At 42.0% G+C, this 17,069-nt stretch carries 16 protein-coding genes; 5 read left to right on the top strand and 11 right to left on the bottom strand.

The annotated features are described in order from the left end of the window. Positions 1–143: 143 nt before the first annotated feature. The 9 genes from EYR97_RS18605 to rpmH form a co-directional block, all read right to left on the bottom strand. Complete coding sequence (locus tag EYR97_RS18605) at positions 144–971, bottom strand: ATP-binding protein (protein ID WP_131095265.1); 828 nt, start codon at positions 969–971, stop codon at positions 144–146. 6 nt (positions 972–977) lie between these two features. Continuing rightward, positions 978–1,655, bottom strand: coding sequence for a DnaT-like ssDNA-binding domain-containing protein (locus EYR97_RS18600; protein WP_131095264.1), 678 nt, complete (start codon positions 1,653–1,655; stop codon positions 978–980). A gap of 2 nt (positions 1,656–1,657) precedes the next feature. Further along, a complete protein-coding gene (gene mioC / locus EYR97_RS18595) occupies positions 1,658–2,092 on the bottom strand; it encodes an FMN-binding protein MioC (protein WP_131095263.1) in 435 nt (144 codons plus the stop codon). A 28-nt stretch (positions 2,093–2,120) separates the two neighbouring features. Next, positions 2,121–3,509 (bottom strand): tRNA uridine-5-carboxymethylaminomethyl(34) synthesis GTPase MnmE, encoded by a 1,389-nt coding sequence (mnmE, locus tag EYR97_RS18590; RefSeq protein ID WP_131095262.1) that lies wholly within the window; start codon positions 3,507–3,509, stop codon positions 2,121–2,123. Positions 3,510–3,511: 2 nt separating this feature from the next. Further along, positions 3,512–3,994: a YajQ family cyclic di-GMP-binding protein gene (locus EYR97_RS18585; RefSeq protein ID WP_131095261.1), complete on the bottom strand. Its 483-nt coding sequence runs from the start codon at positions 3,992–3,994 to the stop codon at positions 3,512–3,514. 64 nt (positions 3,995–4,058) lie between these two features. Further along, entirely contained in the window at positions 4,059–5,717 is a 1,659-nt protein-coding gene (gene yidC, locus EYR97_RS18580; RefSeq protein ID WP_131095260.1) for a membrane protein insertase YidC, read from the bottom strand. Between the two features lie 10 nt (positions 5,718–5,727). After that, entirely contained in the window at positions 5,728–5,976 is a 249-nt protein-coding gene (yidD, locus tag EYR97_RS18575; RefSeq protein ID WP_207308071.1) for a membrane protein insertion efficiency factor YidD, read from the bottom strand. Next, the gene (gene rnpA, locus EYR97_RS18570; protein ID WP_131095258.1) at positions 5,961–6,320 is read right to left on the bottom strand and encodes a ribonuclease P protein component; all 360 of its coding nucleotides are present in this window, start codon (positions 6,318–6,320) and stop codon (positions 5,961–5,963) included. Before rnpA ends, yidD begins: the two co-directional genes overlap by 16 nt. A gap of 16 nt (positions 6,321–6,336) precedes the next feature. Then, entirely contained in the window at positions 6,337–6,471 is a 135-nt protein-coding gene (gene rpmH / locus EYR97_RS18565; RefSeq protein ID WP_014290886.1) for a 50S ribosomal protein L34, read from the bottom strand. Between the two features lie 620 nt (positions 6,472–7,091). On the opposite strand from rpmH, the gene dnaA reads away from it, so the two are divergent. From dnaA to EYR97_RS18540, 5 genes are all read left to right on the top strand, one after another. Next, a complete protein-coding gene (dnaA, locus tag EYR97_RS18560) occupies positions 7,092–8,711 on the top strand; it encodes a chromosomal replication initiator protein DnaA (RefSeq protein WP_131095257.1) in 1,620 nt (539 codons plus the stop codon). A gap of 32 nt (positions 8,712–8,743) precedes the next feature. Next, positions 8,744–9,844: a DNA polymerase III subunit beta gene (gene dnaN / locus EYR97_RS18555; protein WP_131095256.1), complete on the top strand. Its 1,101-nt coding sequence runs from the start codon at positions 8,744–8,746 to the stop codon at positions 9,842–9,844. 112 nt (positions 9,845–9,956) lie between these two features. Beyond that, a complete protein-coding gene (gene recF, locus EYR97_RS18550; RefSeq protein ID WP_131095255.1) occupies positions 9,957–11,045 on the top strand; it encodes a DNA replication/repair protein RecF in 1,089 nt (362 codons plus the stop codon). Between the two features lie 8 nt (positions 11,046–11,053). Continuing rightward, entirely contained in the window at positions 11,054–13,474 is a 2,421-nt protein-coding gene (gene gyrB / locus EYR97_RS18545; RefSeq protein WP_131095254.1) for a DNA topoisomerase (ATP-hydrolyzing) subunit B, read from the top strand. 179 nt (positions 13,475–13,653) lie between these two features. Further along, complete coding sequence (locus EYR97_RS18540; protein ID WP_131095253.1) at positions 13,654–14,328, top strand: hypothetical protein; 675 nt, start codon at positions 13,654–13,656, stop codon at positions 14,326–14,328. 135 nt (positions 14,329–14,463) lie between these two features. Here the strand turns inward: EYR97_RS18540 and EYR97_RS18535 are convergent, their stop codons facing one another. Together EYR97_RS18535 and glyS are read right to left on the bottom strand one after the other, a co-directional pair. After that, positions 14,464–14,907 (bottom strand): hypothetical protein, encoded by a 444-nt coding sequence (locus tag EYR97_RS18535; protein WP_131095252.1) that lies wholly within the window; start codon positions 14,905–14,907, stop codon positions 14,464–14,466. A gap of 83 nt (positions 14,908–14,990) precedes the next feature. Continuing rightward, positions 14,991–17,069 (bottom strand): glycine--tRNA ligase subunit beta, encoded by a 2,079-nt coding sequence (glyS, locus tag EYR97_RS18530; RefSeq protein WP_131095251.1) that lies wholly within the window; start codon positions 17,067–17,069, stop codon positions 14,991–14,993.

Below are 17,069 nucleotides of genomic sequence, written 5' to 3'. Positions count from 1 at the left end.
GTGCGAAAATAGACAATATTGATCAGAAAGTCAATGTTAGTGTGTTTATTACAACGTTAAATCTGTACTAAGACTGCGGAGCTATGGCTTACCACTTTGCTCCGCAACTATCTGTATTACAATGTTTTTCTGATGAATTTATATTAACGTACTTGATTCGGTTGATAACGGGGTGGGGTATTTGTATCTTCTAGATCTTGTTGATCCAGGGTTAAGCCTTCACGCCTACTTGGACCTTGAAAACGCACTTTATAAGTGTCGTACTCTTTTATAGATTCGAAACAATAGCGCCCCAGCGCATTTTCGAGCTCGGCTAAGTTGTGGTTAGTAATTAATATACAGTTCTTTTTATTCACCAAGCGTTGTCGAAGTAAATTGCCAAACCAACTTTGTGCGTTCTTTTTAAGTGCACTTTCGTTAACACATACCTCGTCTAAGATAAGTAAATCAACATCTAGCAATTCTTGGTTAATTTCTCTGAATCGTTGGCTGGCATTATCGGTAGCTGAAAAGTCGAAAGAGAAGTTACGCATTTCAAGCAAGGTTGAAAGCTGGCGATAAAGCACCGAGATCTCATATTGCTCAATGAGTTGATGGGCAATCGCACCAGCAATATGTGATTTCCCGCGTCCGTAATCACCGTAGAAGATCATCATGTGCGATCCACTTTCTCGCCACGCTGGATCATCATGAGCAGCAATGAACGATTGTGCAATTGATACAGCTTCAATTACGTCATCACTGTCTTCAACTAGATTGGCAAATGTCCACTTAGGGTTGAGGTCCGAACGTCCGTGTATGGCGTCTACGCGGGCTTTTTTAGTTCGTTGTTGAAGTTGACATATTTCTGCATTGGCCTGTGCTTCGTATTGCTTGCGCAGCGTTTTATAGTCGATATATTCATTGTTCGGATCGACGTTTTTATTTAACGCTTTCGCTAAGTTGGCAATTTTGTCAGTGATACGATCCATAATGCTTTAACTCTTCTTTGATGCGGCGTATTTTTCCACCAGCTTTCTAGCATTATCATCTGCTTCTATACCGGCTGCAACTTTGACTTGCTGTGTGCCGACAATTTTTGTTGGTGTGTTTGCAGAACCATAGCCAGAAGCTAAACGCTTACGCTTGATATTGTTCGCGAATTTCTGTGTCCATTGAAATTCACTGAATACGGAACTTGGTCTACCTAACCAATAGGCGACAAACTCTCCAATATCATTGTCTTCATACGTTTTGTCGATAATCCCCAGTAGCGCAGCCATTTCTTCAAATAGGGATTTATTGGGTGTCCACGACGCGTGCATTGAACAATGACGTTGGTGAAGTTGCTCAAAATCAGATTTGGGCTCAGTGATAAGAGGTAACAGTAACGACTTGCCATTAATTGTGTGTTCAATGTCTAGGTCCACAGGTAACGACACCAATCCCACTTGTTCAAGTTGCTTTATCAAGCTATTGATTTGTCTGCCTCGCTGATAGGGCTCTTCTTTATTGTCGCCATTCAGTAAATTAAGTAGTTGTTTATAGTCTACTGGCGCCGTTGATGTTGTAGCACTATTGGCAGATACACGAAGCCCAAGCAAGTATAAGACGCGGCAGTCGTTAGACAGTGGCGACTGCAAAGCAGCGAGTTCGGCTTGGGTAAGTGTACTCATAGTTAATTCGCTAAGACCTGTTCAAACCATTCCACAGCGACATCTTCTGGAATAGGGTGCTCTAGCACGTCTATAAATAGCGCATCAGCTAACAGTGTCCCGCCATTGTCAGTAATTTGCTTTTCCATTTGTTTCGCGCCAAAGCAAAAGGTGTCGTAACTGGTATCACCTAAACCAATAACATAGGCTTGTACTGGTGCTAGCGACACGTCTTTTATTTGGCTGGCAAAAGGTTGAATATTATCAGGTAATTCACCAGCTCCGTGTGTAGAGGTACACACAACCCAGGTTGATTGTGTTTTGATGTCGTCGAGATTGGGCTCAGGGTGAATAGTATAGCTATGCCCAAGTGCAGAAAGTTTTTCTGCAATAGCATCGGCAACGTATTCTGAAGCGCCTAACATGGTTCCAACTATAATTTCGAAATGCTTACTCATAGTATTGAAAAATCTCGTGTTATTGGTGCTATTTACCAATACAAAATGATGAAAATATCTTACCTAACAGGTCATCTGAGGTGAATTCACCCGTTATCTCACAAAGTGCCTGATGTGCCAAACGCAACTCTTCAGCTAGCAGTTCACCGGCCATTGCGTCGTGGAGTTGTCGTTCACCAGTACTCACGTAATTAAAGGCCTGATCAAGCGCATCAATATGGCGTCGCCGCGCAATAAATTGCCCTTCGGTAGTGGTATCAAACCCCATTGTTTTGGCTAAATGTGCTTTGAGTGTGTCTACGCCATCACCTTGCTTAGCAGATAAATTAATAACTGAAATGTCACCTTGCTGGGTATTTACAGCGCTTTGGCCTATATCAAGGGTACTTAAATCGGCTTTATTGCGTATTACCGTAACGGGAATACCGCTTGGTAATCTCGCCATAAACTCTGGCCATATCTCGAATGGGTCAATAACACTTGTGGCCGTTGAATCGACCACAAACAGTACGTGATCGGCTTCATTGATCGCTTGCCAAGCTCTTTCAATTCCAATTTGCTCAACTTTATCAGGGCTTTCTCGAAGCCCCGCAGTATCAATAATATGCACGGGCATACCATCAATGTGGATATGTTCTTTGAGAACGTCTCGCGTTGTACCTGCAATGTCTGTCACAATGGCACTGTCACGACCTGCAAGTGCATTGAGTAAGCTAGATTTTCCGGCATTGGGACGGCCTGCGATGACAACTTGCATACCTTCGCGTAATAAAGTGCCTTGCTTTGCTTGTTCGCGCACTTTGCTTAGGCTTTGCATGATCACGCTTAAATCACCCGAAACTTTTCCATCAGATAGAAAATCAATTTCTTCTTCGGGAAAATCGATTGCCGCTTCCACATACATGCGTAGGTGAATTATTTGTTCTGATAACGCTTGAATCTGTGTAGAAAACTCACCCTGTAGCGACCTAAGTGCACTTTTAGCTGCTTGTTGTGAACTGGCATCAATTAAGTCGGCAATGGCTTCAGCTTGTGCTAAATCGAGTTTGTCGTTTAAGAAAGCTTGTTCACTGAATTCGCCAGGATTAGCCAGTCGTGCATTACCTGTTGCCAATACGGCATCAATCAGCATGTCCATAACTACTTGACCACCGTGGCCTTGCAGTTCCAGTACATCCTCACCAGTAAAGGAATTCGGGCCCTTAAAAAACAATGCAATACCTTGGTCGATAACATTGTTATTGCTATCTACAAAAGGGGTATAGGTAGCCATGCGCGGTGTGAGTGCTGTGGGAACTAACACCTCGGCAATTTGCTTCGCCTTTGGGCCGGAAACACGAACAATACCAACGCCACCACGTCCTGGCGCAGTAGCTTGTGCAGTGATGGTGTCAGTAGAAAGGGTGAGTGAGTCCATAATTAATCGCGGAAGTTTTTAAATTGGAAAGGCTGGCCAAGATCCGACTCTTTTACCAACGCAATAACTTGCTGAAGGTCGTCACGCTTTTTGCCCGTAATGCGCAATTCTTCACCTTGAATGGCTGTTTGAACCTTAATTTTTGCATCTTTAACCAGCTTAACAATTTTCTTTGCCATTGGCTGTTCAATACCTTCCTTGAAAGTAATGGTCTGACGATATGTTTTGCCATGGGCGTCATAAGGTTTCACGTCCATTGATGATGTATCGACGTTGCGCTTAGACATCGCCGTTCTGAACATGCTTTCCATTTGTTGTAACTGGAATTCCGCTTCGGCTTTCATTACAACGGTTTTATCTTTGTATTCGAAAGTCGCGTCAATACCGCGAAAATCAAAGCGAGTAGACAGTTCACGACTTGCGTTTTCAGTTGCGTTGCGAACTTCTTCCATGTTGATTTCTGAAACAATATCGAATGATGGCACTTTGTAATCCTCTTAAGACAAAACAGCCCGCGAAGGCGGGCTGTTAAATATTTATATCAACGTGTTATTTACTGTTGATGCCCCGCTTCTCCATAGAAGCATAAATCATTTTGGCTTGAACCAAGGTAATCACGTTACTGATTAACCAGTATAGTACCAGACCTGCTGGGAACCATAGGAAGAAAACACTCATGGCTACTGGCATCCATTGCATGATTTTCTGCTGCATTGGATCAGTAATGGTGGTTGGCTGCAATTTTTGCAATAGGTACATACTCGCACCCGTTAGCACAGGCAGTACAAAATAAGGATCTTTTACTGATAAGTCAGTAATCCACAATACGAAGTCAGCATGACGCAATTCCACACTTTCCATTAGCACCCAGTATAGCGCTAGGAAAATCGGCATCTGAAGCACCAGTGGCAAACAACCGCCCATTGGGTTTACTTTTTCTTTGCGGTAAAGCTCCATCATGGCTTGTGACATCTTTTGTCTATCGTCGCCGAAACGGTCTTTTAGTTGTTGCATTTTAGGGGCAAGGTTGCGCATACGCGCCATTGACTCGTATTGCTTCTTCGTTAACCAGTACATTGCACCTTTCACGATAACCGTGATGAGAATAATTGCGACACCCCAGTTGTTAACCAAGCTATGTAAGAATTGAAGTAGTGCAAATAGATACTTTGAAATCCACCACAAGAAACCATAGTCAACGGTAAGGTCTAAGCCGCGTGCAATCTCAGCCAAGCTGTCTTGATCTTTCGGACCCATATACAAGGTAGAGGAAACCGTTTTAGTTTCACCGACATTGATTGACTCAGCAGGCGATAGCACACCAATAACAGCAAATTGATTATTCAAGTTGCGAGAGTAAAGGGTATTGGTTTGTTCTTGCGAAGGTACCCATGCTGAAACAAAGTAGTGCTCTAGCATGCCAACCCAACCCGCTTTAGTGGTTTCGCGCAGGTTGTCGTCTTCTATTTCATCGAAAGTATATTTCTGGTATCTGTCATCTTCAGTTGAATATGCTGCACCGCGATATGTAGGCATGAACATATTGCTATTGTCTTCAAACGCCATAACCTGCTTAAGTTGTGCATAAGGCTGAACCGTCGCAGCTGTACCTGTGCCATTCTCGATGGTGTAAGTAACATCTACATCGTAATGACCTTTGGTGAAGGTAAAGGTTTTTGTAACAGATAGGCCTTGATTGTTTTTCCAAGTAAGAGGAACAACTAAGGTATCGCCAGTCATTTCAAAGAAGGTTTCTGACGCGTTATAAACAGGGCGGCCGCTACTACTAGCATCTGGGCCCTGTGCGCCAATGAGACCACTTTGTGCTACGTATAAACCATTACCAGAACGCAATAGGCTGTAAGGGATTTCTGAGCCTTGTTTTACTGGAAATTTCAACAAATCAGCAGTAACCACGTCGCCACCGAGTAAATCAATTCGCAAATCTAGCGTATCTGTTTTTACTTCAATAATGCGGTTGGTGTTTTGCGTAGTTGCAATGGGTTGTGCAGCTGGCACGCTGTCACCACTTGGTACATCTTCACTACTTGCATTTTCAAACGACGGTACACCTTGTGTCGTTTGCTCAGCTTGTTCTTGCGCGACTGGCTGAATAGGCTGTGGTCCATAATCCTTTTGCCATTGCTGCCAAAGCAAAAAGCTAACTAGCGCCAGGCCAATTATCAGAAAACTACGTTGCGATTCCATAGAGGTCTCTTTATTTTGAGTGTTTATTTTGTTGTTTTTCCGGTACTGGATCGTATCCACCGGCATGCAAAGGGTGGCATTTTAATATGCGTTTAATAGATAACCAACCGCCTTTTACCAATCCATGCGTTTTTAATGCGTCTATAGCATACCAAGAACAAGAAGGATGGAAACGACAACGTTGCCCTAAAACAGGCGAAATAAACCATTGATAACACTTTATCAAGGCTAATGGGACTGCAATTAAGAGTTGTTGCAACGCTTGTTTAATTTTTTCCATAGCTTGTCTAAAGTTGCGAAAACTTCTTGGTTGCTAAGGTTATCAGCTCCTGACTTACCTATCACGATAATATCGACGTTTGGTAAATTGTGCTGCTTGTGTCGAAAGCTTTCACGAACTAATCGCTTTAGGCGATTCCTGTCATGTGCTTTACGAATACGCTTTTTCGCGAGTGTAATACCCAGACGTGGAGTAGTAAGTGTGTTTTTTCGAGCTAAGATTGTAAAAGAGGGAGATACTGCTGGGGTTGCGTTATCAAACACAAAGGTAAAGTGGGAGGGAGTTAACAGACGTAACTCCCTAGAAAAATTATTCTCGCCCACTTTGGCGTCTTTCTAATTAAGCAGAAAGACGAGCGCGGCCTTTTGCACGGCGAGCTGCTAGTACTTTACGACCGTTTTTAGTCGCCATACGAGCACGAAAACCGTGAGAACGCTTGCGCTTAAGATTGCTCGGTTGAAATGTTCTTTTCATGACCAAAGTCTCACTTATATTTAGTTAAACATAGGCGTTTTTGGTAACACAAAATTCTGTTGCCAGAACAATGTGGTGTTTTCACCAGAAAAGCCCATCGAAAAAGGACGCTGAATTCTAGAGATCTCGGGGGCTACTGTCAATGTCTAATCTCTCTTTTTGGACGAATAAGTGAACAATTTTTGCTGTTTTTTAATCGATAGGTCACTTTTAAGCACAAAAAAGCTGTGAATAACGCTAATAGCACACTGAGGTTATCCACAGTATGTTGTGAAAAACTGTTAGTTTAAGTAAAAAAGCAAGGGGATCTATCGCATTTTTTATCGTAATTTAGAACAATTGTCACGCATGCTATTGTGATTTGATCTAAAAGAAAAGTTTCATATATTCAATATATTACAATTTTGATCGTCATGATCGTGTGGGATCGTCATTTACTTTTTGTTGATAAAGTAAGATAATCCACAGCGATTAAAACGATAACTATTTTCTCGCTGTTACCCAACATCCCCATCGCTATTATATTAATGGTGCTTTATGGTTTCTTTTTGATGCCAGCATTTTTGTGCTGACGTCTCGAGTTGGTCGTTTACGCGAGTTACGGGAGCTAACAACGTACCATGTCATTATGGAACCAATGTCTTGAAAGGCTACGTCAGGAATTACCGACGCAGCAGTTTAGTATGTGGATTCGACCACTTGTTTGTGAAGAGCAGGATGGTTACGTTGCCTTATATGCCCCTAATCGTTTTGTTCTCGATTGGGTAAGAGATAAATACCTTAACAATATTACCGCGTTGCTACGTGAGTTTGCAGGTGCAGATGCACCTCAACTTCATCTAGAAGTTATGAGTCGTCAAAGTTTAAACCGTTCGGCTCCTGCAGCAACGCAACAATCAAGTCAATCTACCGTTAATACGCCTAGCCGTTATAACGCAGGTAATACTAGTACTCCTTCTGCAGCGCCGCATAACGCATCTCAACCATCTGCAAATAATGTGGCAATGGGTAGGGATGGCCAGTCGAGAATGCCAACTCAAGCGAGCCCTAACTATAGTCAAAATAATGGTAGTTTTGGGTATCAGCAGAACGATCACAATATGGAATCGGCACGCTCTGATCACTACGATCGAGCTACTAATAACGGTAATAGTTACGGACAACCGCCGCGATCGCACACACCGCCTAAAGTGATCCCGATCCCTGAAGCAATGAAGCACAAGAGTAATATCAACCCAACCTATCAATTTGATAACTTCGTAGAAGGTAAATCAAACCAACTAGCGAGGGCAGCTGCAACGCAAGTAGCAAATAACCCAGGTGGTTCTTATAACCCACTGTTTATATACGGTGGAACGGGTTTAGGTAAGACTCACTTATTACATGCTGTAGGTAACGGCATAGTAGCAAATAACGGTGATGCGAAAATTGTTTACATGCACTCAGAGCGTTTTGTGCAGGATATGGTTAAAGCACTTCAAAACAATGCGATTGAAGATTTTAAACGTTTCTATCGCAGTGTAGATGCGTTGCTTATTGATGATATTCAGTTCTTTGCAAACAAAGAACGTTCACAGGAAGAATTTTTTCATACCTTTAATGCGCTGTTAGAAGGTAATCAACAGATAATTCTGACGTCTGATAGATACCCAAAAGAGATTGACGGGGTAGAGGATAGGCTAAAATCTCGTTTTGGATGGGGTTTGACGATAGCCATTGAACCTCCTGAATTAGAAACCCGTGTTGCTATTTTGATGCGTAAAGCTGCGGAAAATAGAATTCATCTGCCTAACGAAGTCGCGTTTTTCATTGCTAAACGCTTGCGCTCGAATGTACGTGAGTTAGAAGGGGCATTAAACCGGGTTATCGCTAATGCTAATTTTACCGGTAGACCCATTACCATTGATTTTGTTCGCGAGGCGCTTCGCGATTTGCTGGCATTACAAGAAAAGCTTGTAACGGTAGATAATATTCAGAAAACAGTGGCAGATTATTATAAGATAAAAGTAGCTGATATTTTGTCTAAGCGAAGAAGCCGCAGTGTTGCTCGTCCTCGTCAGGTTGCCATGGCATTGGCCAAAGAGCTGACTAACCATAGTTTACCGGAGTTAGGTAACGCATTTGGTGGTAGGGATCACACCACAGTATTGCACGCATGTAGAAAAATAGAGCAGCTAAGAGAAGAAAGTCATGATATAAAAGAGGACTATAAGAACCTCATTAGGACTTTATCTTCCTAACAACACGACTTTAGAGGCGAGATAGCACCGCAATGAAATTTACTATAAGCCGCGAACAATTTTTACAGCCACTTCAATTAGTGTCAGGTGCAGTAGAGCGCCGACACACACTGCCTATACTTTCAAACGTTCTCATAAAAGTTAGTGAGGACGCACTATGGCTAACAGGTACAGATTTAGAAGTTGAGCTTATCTCTAGTGTTAAATTAGAAGGTGAGTTTACGGAAGGCGAAATTACCGTTCCAGCTAAAAAGTTGTTCGATATAATTCGCGGTATTTCTGAAGGTACGGATATCCATTTCTCTATCGACGGCAGTAAAGCGTTAATTCGTGCTGGTCGTGGTCGTTATACCTTGTCGACGCTATCTGCCAATGATTATCCTAATTTAGAAGATTGGGAAGGCGAGGTTGAGTTTGAATTAACTTGCAGTGACTTAAAACGTCTTATTGATTCTACTAGTTTTTCAATGGCTCAGCAGGATGTTCGTTATTACCTAAATGGTATGTCGTTAGAAACAGAAGAGAATGTAATTCGCACAGTGGCTACCGATGGTCACCGTCTGGCCCTTTGTCGTCTAAATTACGAAACTGCCTTACCTTCACGCCAAGTTATAATTCCTCGTAAAGGTGTCTTAGAAATTTCTCGTTTGATTAGTGAAGACGATAAATCTTTGAAAGTACAAATAGGCGCTAACCATTTACGTATTTTTTCAAATGATTTCATTTTTACTTCAAAACTTGTAGACGGTCGTTTTCCAGACTATCGCCGCGTTTTACCTCAAAATGGTGATAAAGAAGTTATAGCAAGTAAAGCGGTACTTAAAGAAGCATTCTCTCGCGCTGCAATTCTTTCTAATGAAAAGTTTCGTGGTGTTCGCCTAAATTTGTCATCGGGTGAGTTGAAGATTACTGCCAATAACCCTGAGCAAGAAGAAGCAGAAGAAATTGTGGATGTTCAGTATCAGGGCGATGACTTAGAAATAGGTTTTAACGTCGCTTATTTAATTGACGTATTGAATGCGTTGGGTACCGATAGCGTCAAAGTAAGCTTGTCTGACTCAAATGCTAGTGCGTTAATTGAAGACAGCGCTGATGATTCTGCGTTGTATGTCATAATGCCAATGCGTTTGTAGTTCGACTAGTTATTAACACATTCATCATTCCATACACCAAGGTGTATTCCAATATTTTTAAGGGGCGATGTACAACAAGTATATCGCTTCTTTGTTTTATCAGTGTGGCACTATGAAACTTGACCGTGTACAGATTACTCGGTTTCGTAACCTATCTTCTGTTTCTTTTTCTCCATCACCATCGCTTACAATAATACAAGGCGTAAACGGCAGTGGAAAATCCTCGTTATTAGAAGCGCTCTATTATTTGGGGTTTGGTCGTTCCTTTCGCACCAATAAACACGGTTCAGTGATTCAGCATGATGAGGACGCATTCAGTGTTTTTAGTTCATGTAAGAATGACGATGGTGACGTATTAAAGTTGGGGATTCAGCGAAGTCGCAATGAGAGCTTCACTTGTAGCATCAATGGTCAACATTCTACGAAGCTTTCCGATTTAGTTAGCCTTGTGCCTATTCAGCTTTTTACACCTCAAAGTACTGACCTTATTATAGGGTCTCCTGCGGAACGTCGTCGATTTTGTGACTGGGGATTGTTTCACGTGAAACATCAGTTCCAGTTGCTTTCTGCTCAGTATGCAAAGTTTTTAAAACACAGAAATGCGTTATTAAAGCAACAAGCGAATTTAATGGCGCCTGCAAATCAGTATTGGGAAAGTCAATTCTCTGAACTCGGTGAAAGGCTGACTGAGACTAGGGAAGAATACGTAAGCGGTATCGTTCCAATCTTTAGAGAGTACGCTAAGGAATTTCTTCCCAACTTTGAAGTTGATTTGAGTTATTATAAAGGATGGGAAAAAGATCTCTCTTTATCTGAAAGCCTAGTTAAAAAGCGCGATTATGATGGTAAAATAGGGCATACATCTTCTGGCCCTCACAAAGCAGATTTAAGGCTAAAAGTGAATGGGGTAAATGCTCAGGAGCTTTTATCTAGAGGACAGCTTAGAATGGCTGTAGCTGCGCTACAAATGTCTCAAACTAGGTTGTTCAATACTGCCACCCAACGTAAAAGTATTTTTTTACTTGATGATGTTGGGGCAGAGTTAGATGCAGATAAAAGAGAACAATTTATTGACGGGTTGCTAGATATGGATACGCAGGTTTTCGTTACTGCCATTGAATCCTCGCAACTTGCATTTATACAAAAATACAACGAAAAGAAAATGTTTCACGTGGAACATGGAAGCGTGAAAGAGGAGTAAAAGCTAGTATGTCATCAGAGAACAACTACGACTCGTCCAGTATTAAAGTACTTAAAGGATTAGACGCCGTAAGAAAGCGCCCGGGTATGTATATCGGTGATACCGATGATGGAACCGGATTGCACCACATGGTTTTTGAGGTGGTCGATAACTCTATCGATGAAGCACTTGCTGGACATTGTTCTGAGATTACTGTGCTAATTCACAGTGATGGTTCAGTATCTGTATCAGATGATGGTCGTGGTATTCCTACGGAATTGCACCCTGAAGAAGGCGTTTCAGCAGCAGAAGTTATTATGACAGTGTTACACGCCGGCGGTAAATTCGACGATAATTCATATAAGGTATCTGGTGGTCTACACGGTGTAGGTGTTTCGGTAGTGAATGCGCTATCTAGCCGTTTAAAGCTTCGTATCCGTCGTGGCGGTAAAGCTCATGAACAAGAATACCAACATGGTGTTCCACAAGCGCCATTAGCAGTTACAGGTGATACTGATAAAACCGGAACCATGATCCGCTTCTGGCCAAGTTCTGATACGTTTACTGATACGCTTTATCACTATGAAATTCTAGCGAAGAGGTTACGTGAACTTTCTTTCTTAAACTCGGGTGTGTCTATTCGTCTTAAAGATGAGAGAGATGGGAAAGAAGACCACTTTATGTATGAAGGTGGTATTCAAGCATTCGTTGAATACTTGAATGAAAAGAAGACACCTGTACATCAAAAAGTATTTCATTTTGCCAGTGAGCAAGAAGATGGCATCGCGGTTGAAGTTGCGATGCAGTGGAATGATAGCTTCCAAGAAAACGTATTCTGTTTTACCAATAATATTCCACAGCGCGACGGTGGAACGCATTTGGCGGGTTTCCGTGGCGCGTTAACACGTACATTAAACAACTACATGGAAAAGGAAGGGCTTAACAAGAAAGCCAAAACTAATGCCAGTGGTGATGATGCTCGTGAAGGACTAACTGCCGTAATCTCAGTAAAAGTTCCTGATCCTAAATTTAGTTCTCAGACAAAAGATAAATTGGTTTCATCTGAAGTTCGCCCAGCTGTTGAATCGGCTATGAACGAAAAGCTTGCTGATTTCCTTTTAGAGAACCCATCTGAAAGTAAGATTATCGCTGGGAAAATTATTGATGCCGCCCGTGCTCGTGAAGCTGCACGTAAAGCGCGTGAAATGACACGACGTAAAGGTGCATTAGATCTTGCTGGGCTTCCTGGTAAGTTGGCTGATTGCCAAGAAAAAGACCCCGCTCTTAGTGAACTTTATATAGTGGAGGGTGACTCTGCTGGCGGTTCAGCTAAGCAGGGACGTAATCGTAAGAACCAAGCTATCCTACCGCTCAAAGGTAAAATCCTTAACGTAGAAAAAGCGCGTTTTGATAAGATGCTGTCATCTCAAGAAGTAGCTACGCTTATCACCGCTCTTGGCTGTGGTATTGGTCGAGATGAATATAACCCTGAAAAGTTACGTTACCATAGTATTATCATTATGACCGATGCTGATGTTGATGGTTCTCATATTCGTACTCTGCTACTTACTTTCTTCTATCGTCAAATGCCAGAAATCATTGAACGTGGCTACGTCTATATTGCACAACCACCGTTGTATAAAGTGAAGAAAGGTAAGCAAGAACAGTATCTAAAAGACGATGATGCGCTAACGAATTACCTTACTTCAATTGCAATCGACGGAGCATCGCTTCATACAAGCAGTGATGACCCTGGTATTAGTGGTGTAGGGCTTGAGAACTTAGTTAAGCAATATCAATCTGTAGAAAAGATGATTGCACGCATGAAGCGTATTATGCCGCAATCAATTTTATACAGAATGCTGTATACACCTACGCTGAACCTTTCTGATCTAAAAGACGAAGCAACCCTAGCAAACGTAGCTGAACACTTCGTAGCGCAGCTTACAGAGCGTGAGAATGACGGCGCTACTTATCGTTATGAAATTCGTCATGATGCCGAACTAAGCGAATACTTTATTACGATTATCATGCGTATGCATGGTATTGATTATGAGTACATCATAGATCATGAGTTTATTGAGTCGTCTGAATATCAGCGTTTAAAAGAGTTGAATCTTGCTATTAACGATATGATGGGCGCTGATGCATACATACAACGTGGTGAGCGTAAGCAACCTGTAGAGTCATTTAAAGCTGCACTAGAATGGCTAATGGGCGAAGCGAAACGTGGACAGTACATTCAACGTTATAAAGGGTTGGGTGAAATGAACCCTGAACAATTGTGGGAAACTACAATGGACCCTAATAGCCGTCGTATGCTTCAAGTTACTATTGAAGACGCTATTGGCTGCGACCAGTTGTTCACCACGCTGATGGGTGACCAGGTTGAACCTCGTCGTGAATTTATCGAGGCGAACGCGTTAAAAGTAGAAAATCTGGACGTTTAGTTTCCTGCTCTTTGTGTTTAAATGATAAAAAGGCGATTAATTAAAATCGCCTTTTTTGTCCGAGAAATTCAATGCATCTATTTCTCGAAGCATGCATATATTGAATTGTTAAACCACCAATAAGTTCGAAACCTAAAAATACATTGGATCAGGATGACTACAAATATAGGGATTTATAAATGACTAACGTAAAATATTTCGCTTTTGTATCAATAGCGCTATTAACAACAGCACTAACGTCATGCAGCAAAACGCAAAGCCTAACAGAATCAGAAATACGTTTTAAAAAAGCACTCACCGATCAGTCTCTACTAATACAACAAGCAGATAGTGTTCTAGATACGAAACTGACTGGTAATCTTCTAAGCGACCTCAATCACATCACTTACGCTAGCGAATTAGTTATTCATGCAGAACATGTCTTCAAAGAAGCAAAAATAGTGGGTATTGAAAGTGAAGCGCTACGATCACTTAAAACACGCTTTTTAACCTATGAAAAAAGTGCTGGTGAAGAAGCCGTAGCACTTTTATTACGCTCCATAGATAGAACAGTCGCTTTTAAGAAAAGTGTAGACGAAATCCCAATTCCACCCTTGCTTAGCGAAGTAAGTTCAACAAGCGATAATATGGTTAGATTCCTTGGTGAACAATATAACGAAGATCTAAAAGAGTGCTGCCTTTCAGACCTTCGAAACATCTCAATATTTCTTGGACAAACCAACGCGACAGCGCATTATGAACTGAGAAAGGAAATAGCAAATATCGAAAAAAATCTAGAAGGCTTTCTAAATGAACCTAACAAGATAGCAGAATATAGAGAAAAGCTGAGAGATATTGAAATTCAATACAAATAGAAAACGTCGCTCAGATGCCACTATTTAATAGCCAAATATACCGAGCTACGCAGTCTGGTATTTAGACTAAGAAAACAAACTTAACGATAGAGTAAAGAGAAGGGACGTTCCATCCCTCCTTGATTGTAGCGGCTATTATAGCTTCGATACGGTTAGTACAATTTCTCCCGCACTTGCCGGGTTTATAGCAAAGCGATACGTACCCGTTGAAGAAGGGGTAAACTGAAGGTTCTCTGACGCTTGTTCACAAATCAAATAAACATTTGCCGCTAACATGACAGGTTGCCCTTTATATTTTCCACCGCAGCTTTGTGAGGGTGTCCACTTATCATCTGACAACCTAAAGTCATATGGCTGACCATCAGCGATTAGCTCAACATCAACAATCCAGCCAGAGTTAGCGCGCTTAAATTTGTAGTTTGGGTCGGCTTCCCACCAATTGAATACACCTCGTAAAAACATATTTTCAAATTGAATACGTGGCACACTGGGTCCAATTTCAGGAATATTGAAGCTGCCGCTACTTGAACATGCTGACAATAAAATACAAAAAGACAGAATACTGATTAACTTCTTCACAGTGACTCCAGTTAAAAAAAAGCCCAACGTTAATGTTGGGCCTTTTTAATTACGACGTGGCATTAGCTACGTTAATTATAACCCTAAGACTTCGCCAGAATTGATATATCTGCGGTTGTTAGGAAAAGTTGCCTTAAAAGTGATAACAACGCAAGTCTGTTTTGTTTAACAGCTTCGTCTTCCGCCATTACCATGACGTTGTCAAAGAAAGCATCAATCACTTCTCGAAGAGTAGCCAGTGTAGTTAATATGCGTTGATAATCTTGTGATACCAAGGCTTCATTAACTTGTTTTTGTGCTGCTTCAAGGGCGGTATACAGTGCTTTTTCAGCATCTTCAGTTAATAAATCAACTGAAATACTTACTTCATTTGTTTCTGCAACGTTTTGCTTTGCCAGAATGTTAGCTACACGCTTATTCGCTGCTGCAAGGGCCTCAGATTCATCTAACGCTTTAAATGCAGCTACCGCGTTAACACGGGCTAAATAATCAGCTGGCATTGTTGGACGACGCGCTGCTACAGCCTGAATAACATCAATAGCAATGTTTTGATCTTGAAGTAAAGCGGTAAAACGACCTAGTACAAAATCAACAACCTGTGACTGCGCATCTTGGTTTGATAATTTGTCACCATAAACCTCAGCTGCTTTTGCTACCAATGTATTTAAATCAAGCGGCAACGACAGTTCTGTAATGATTCGAAGTACCCCAATAGCGGCACGACGAAGTGCAAACGGATCTTTATCGCCTTTAGGTAATTGGCCAATTCCAAATATACCCACAAGCGTGTCTAGCTTATCAGCAAGCGCTACCGATGCACTTACACCTGAACTTGGCAAAGCGTCACCAGCAAAGCGTGGCATATACTGTTCATAAAGCGCTTCGGCAACAGGTGCTTCTTCACCGTCGTTCAAGGCATAGTATTTACCCATAACACCTTGCACATCAGGGAACTCCATTACCATGTTTGACATTAAGTCAGTTTTGGCAAGTAACCCAGCACGCGCTGCCTGTGTTTCATTAGCGTTTATTTGCGTTGCGATAAAACCGGCAAGGGCTGATATACGCTCAGATTTTTCTTTTAGCGTACCAAGTTGCTTTTGAAACAATACTGATTCAAGGCTTTCTAAACGGCTTTCTAGCGTCGCCTTTTTATCGCTATTAAAGAAGAACTCAGCATCCGCTAGGCGAGGGCGTATTACTTTTTCGTTCCCTGATATTACCTGTGACGCATCTTGGCTTTCTATGTTACTTACAAACAAGAACGTATTCGACAAATTGCCGTCTGCATCAAGTAAAGGAACATATTTTTGGTCATCCTTCATGGTATAAATAAGCGCTTCTTTTGGAACATCCAAAAACGCCTTATCAAAACCTGCCTGAAGTACAACTGGCCACTCTACTAATGATGCGATCTCTTCTAACAAGTCTTCGCTGTAATCTGGTGTTAAAGACAGGCCTTTTGCTGCGTCTTCTAGTTGCTGACGAACTTTATCTTTACGCGCTTCAAAGTCAGCTAATACGTATTGCTGCTCAAGTGCCGCTGCATAGTTGTCTGCATGATCTAGCTCAAAGCGAGCTTCGCCATGGAAGCGATGGCCCTGAACTGTACGCCCGCTTGCAAGGCCAAGTACAGAAACGTTAACCACTTCACTGCCATAAAGCACACACAGTGTATGTACTGGTCGAATAAACTGAGTTGTGTAGTTTCCCCAACGCATTGGCTTAGGAATTGGCAGTTTACTGACTGCTTGATTGATTAAGTCTTCTAGTAATTCGGCAATAGTTTTACCTGGAACATGGGCTTTATGTAAAAGCCACTCGCCTTTATCGGTTACCAGGCGCTCTGCGTCTGAAACCTCAATGCCATTACCTCTAGCCCAACCTTGTGCTGCCTTTGTTGGATTACCGTCTGCGTCGAAGGCAGCTGAAACTGCAGGGCCGCGCTTCTCTACTACTTTGTCTGCTTGCCCTTCCGCTAATGCTGATACATAAACCGCAAGACGACGTGGTGCTGCAAACCAGCTTACTGAGTCGAAACTTATATCAGCTTGCGTTAGCGCAGCTTCAAACTGTGTGGCGAAGGCTTCACCCAAAGATTTAAGCGCTTTTGGTGGTAACTCTTCAGTACCTAATTCAACTAAACAATTTTCTGTACGCAC

Origin of the sequence: Alteromonas sp. KUL42 (assembly GCF_006538325.1) — a bacterium.
In the GTDB taxonomy this organism is placed as follows: domain Bacteria; phylum Pseudomonadota; class Gammaproteobacteria; order Enterobacterales; family Alteromonadaceae; genus Alteromonas.
Note: the sequence above shows the minus strand (reverse complement) of the source record. Positions and strands in the feature narration are given on the sequence as shown.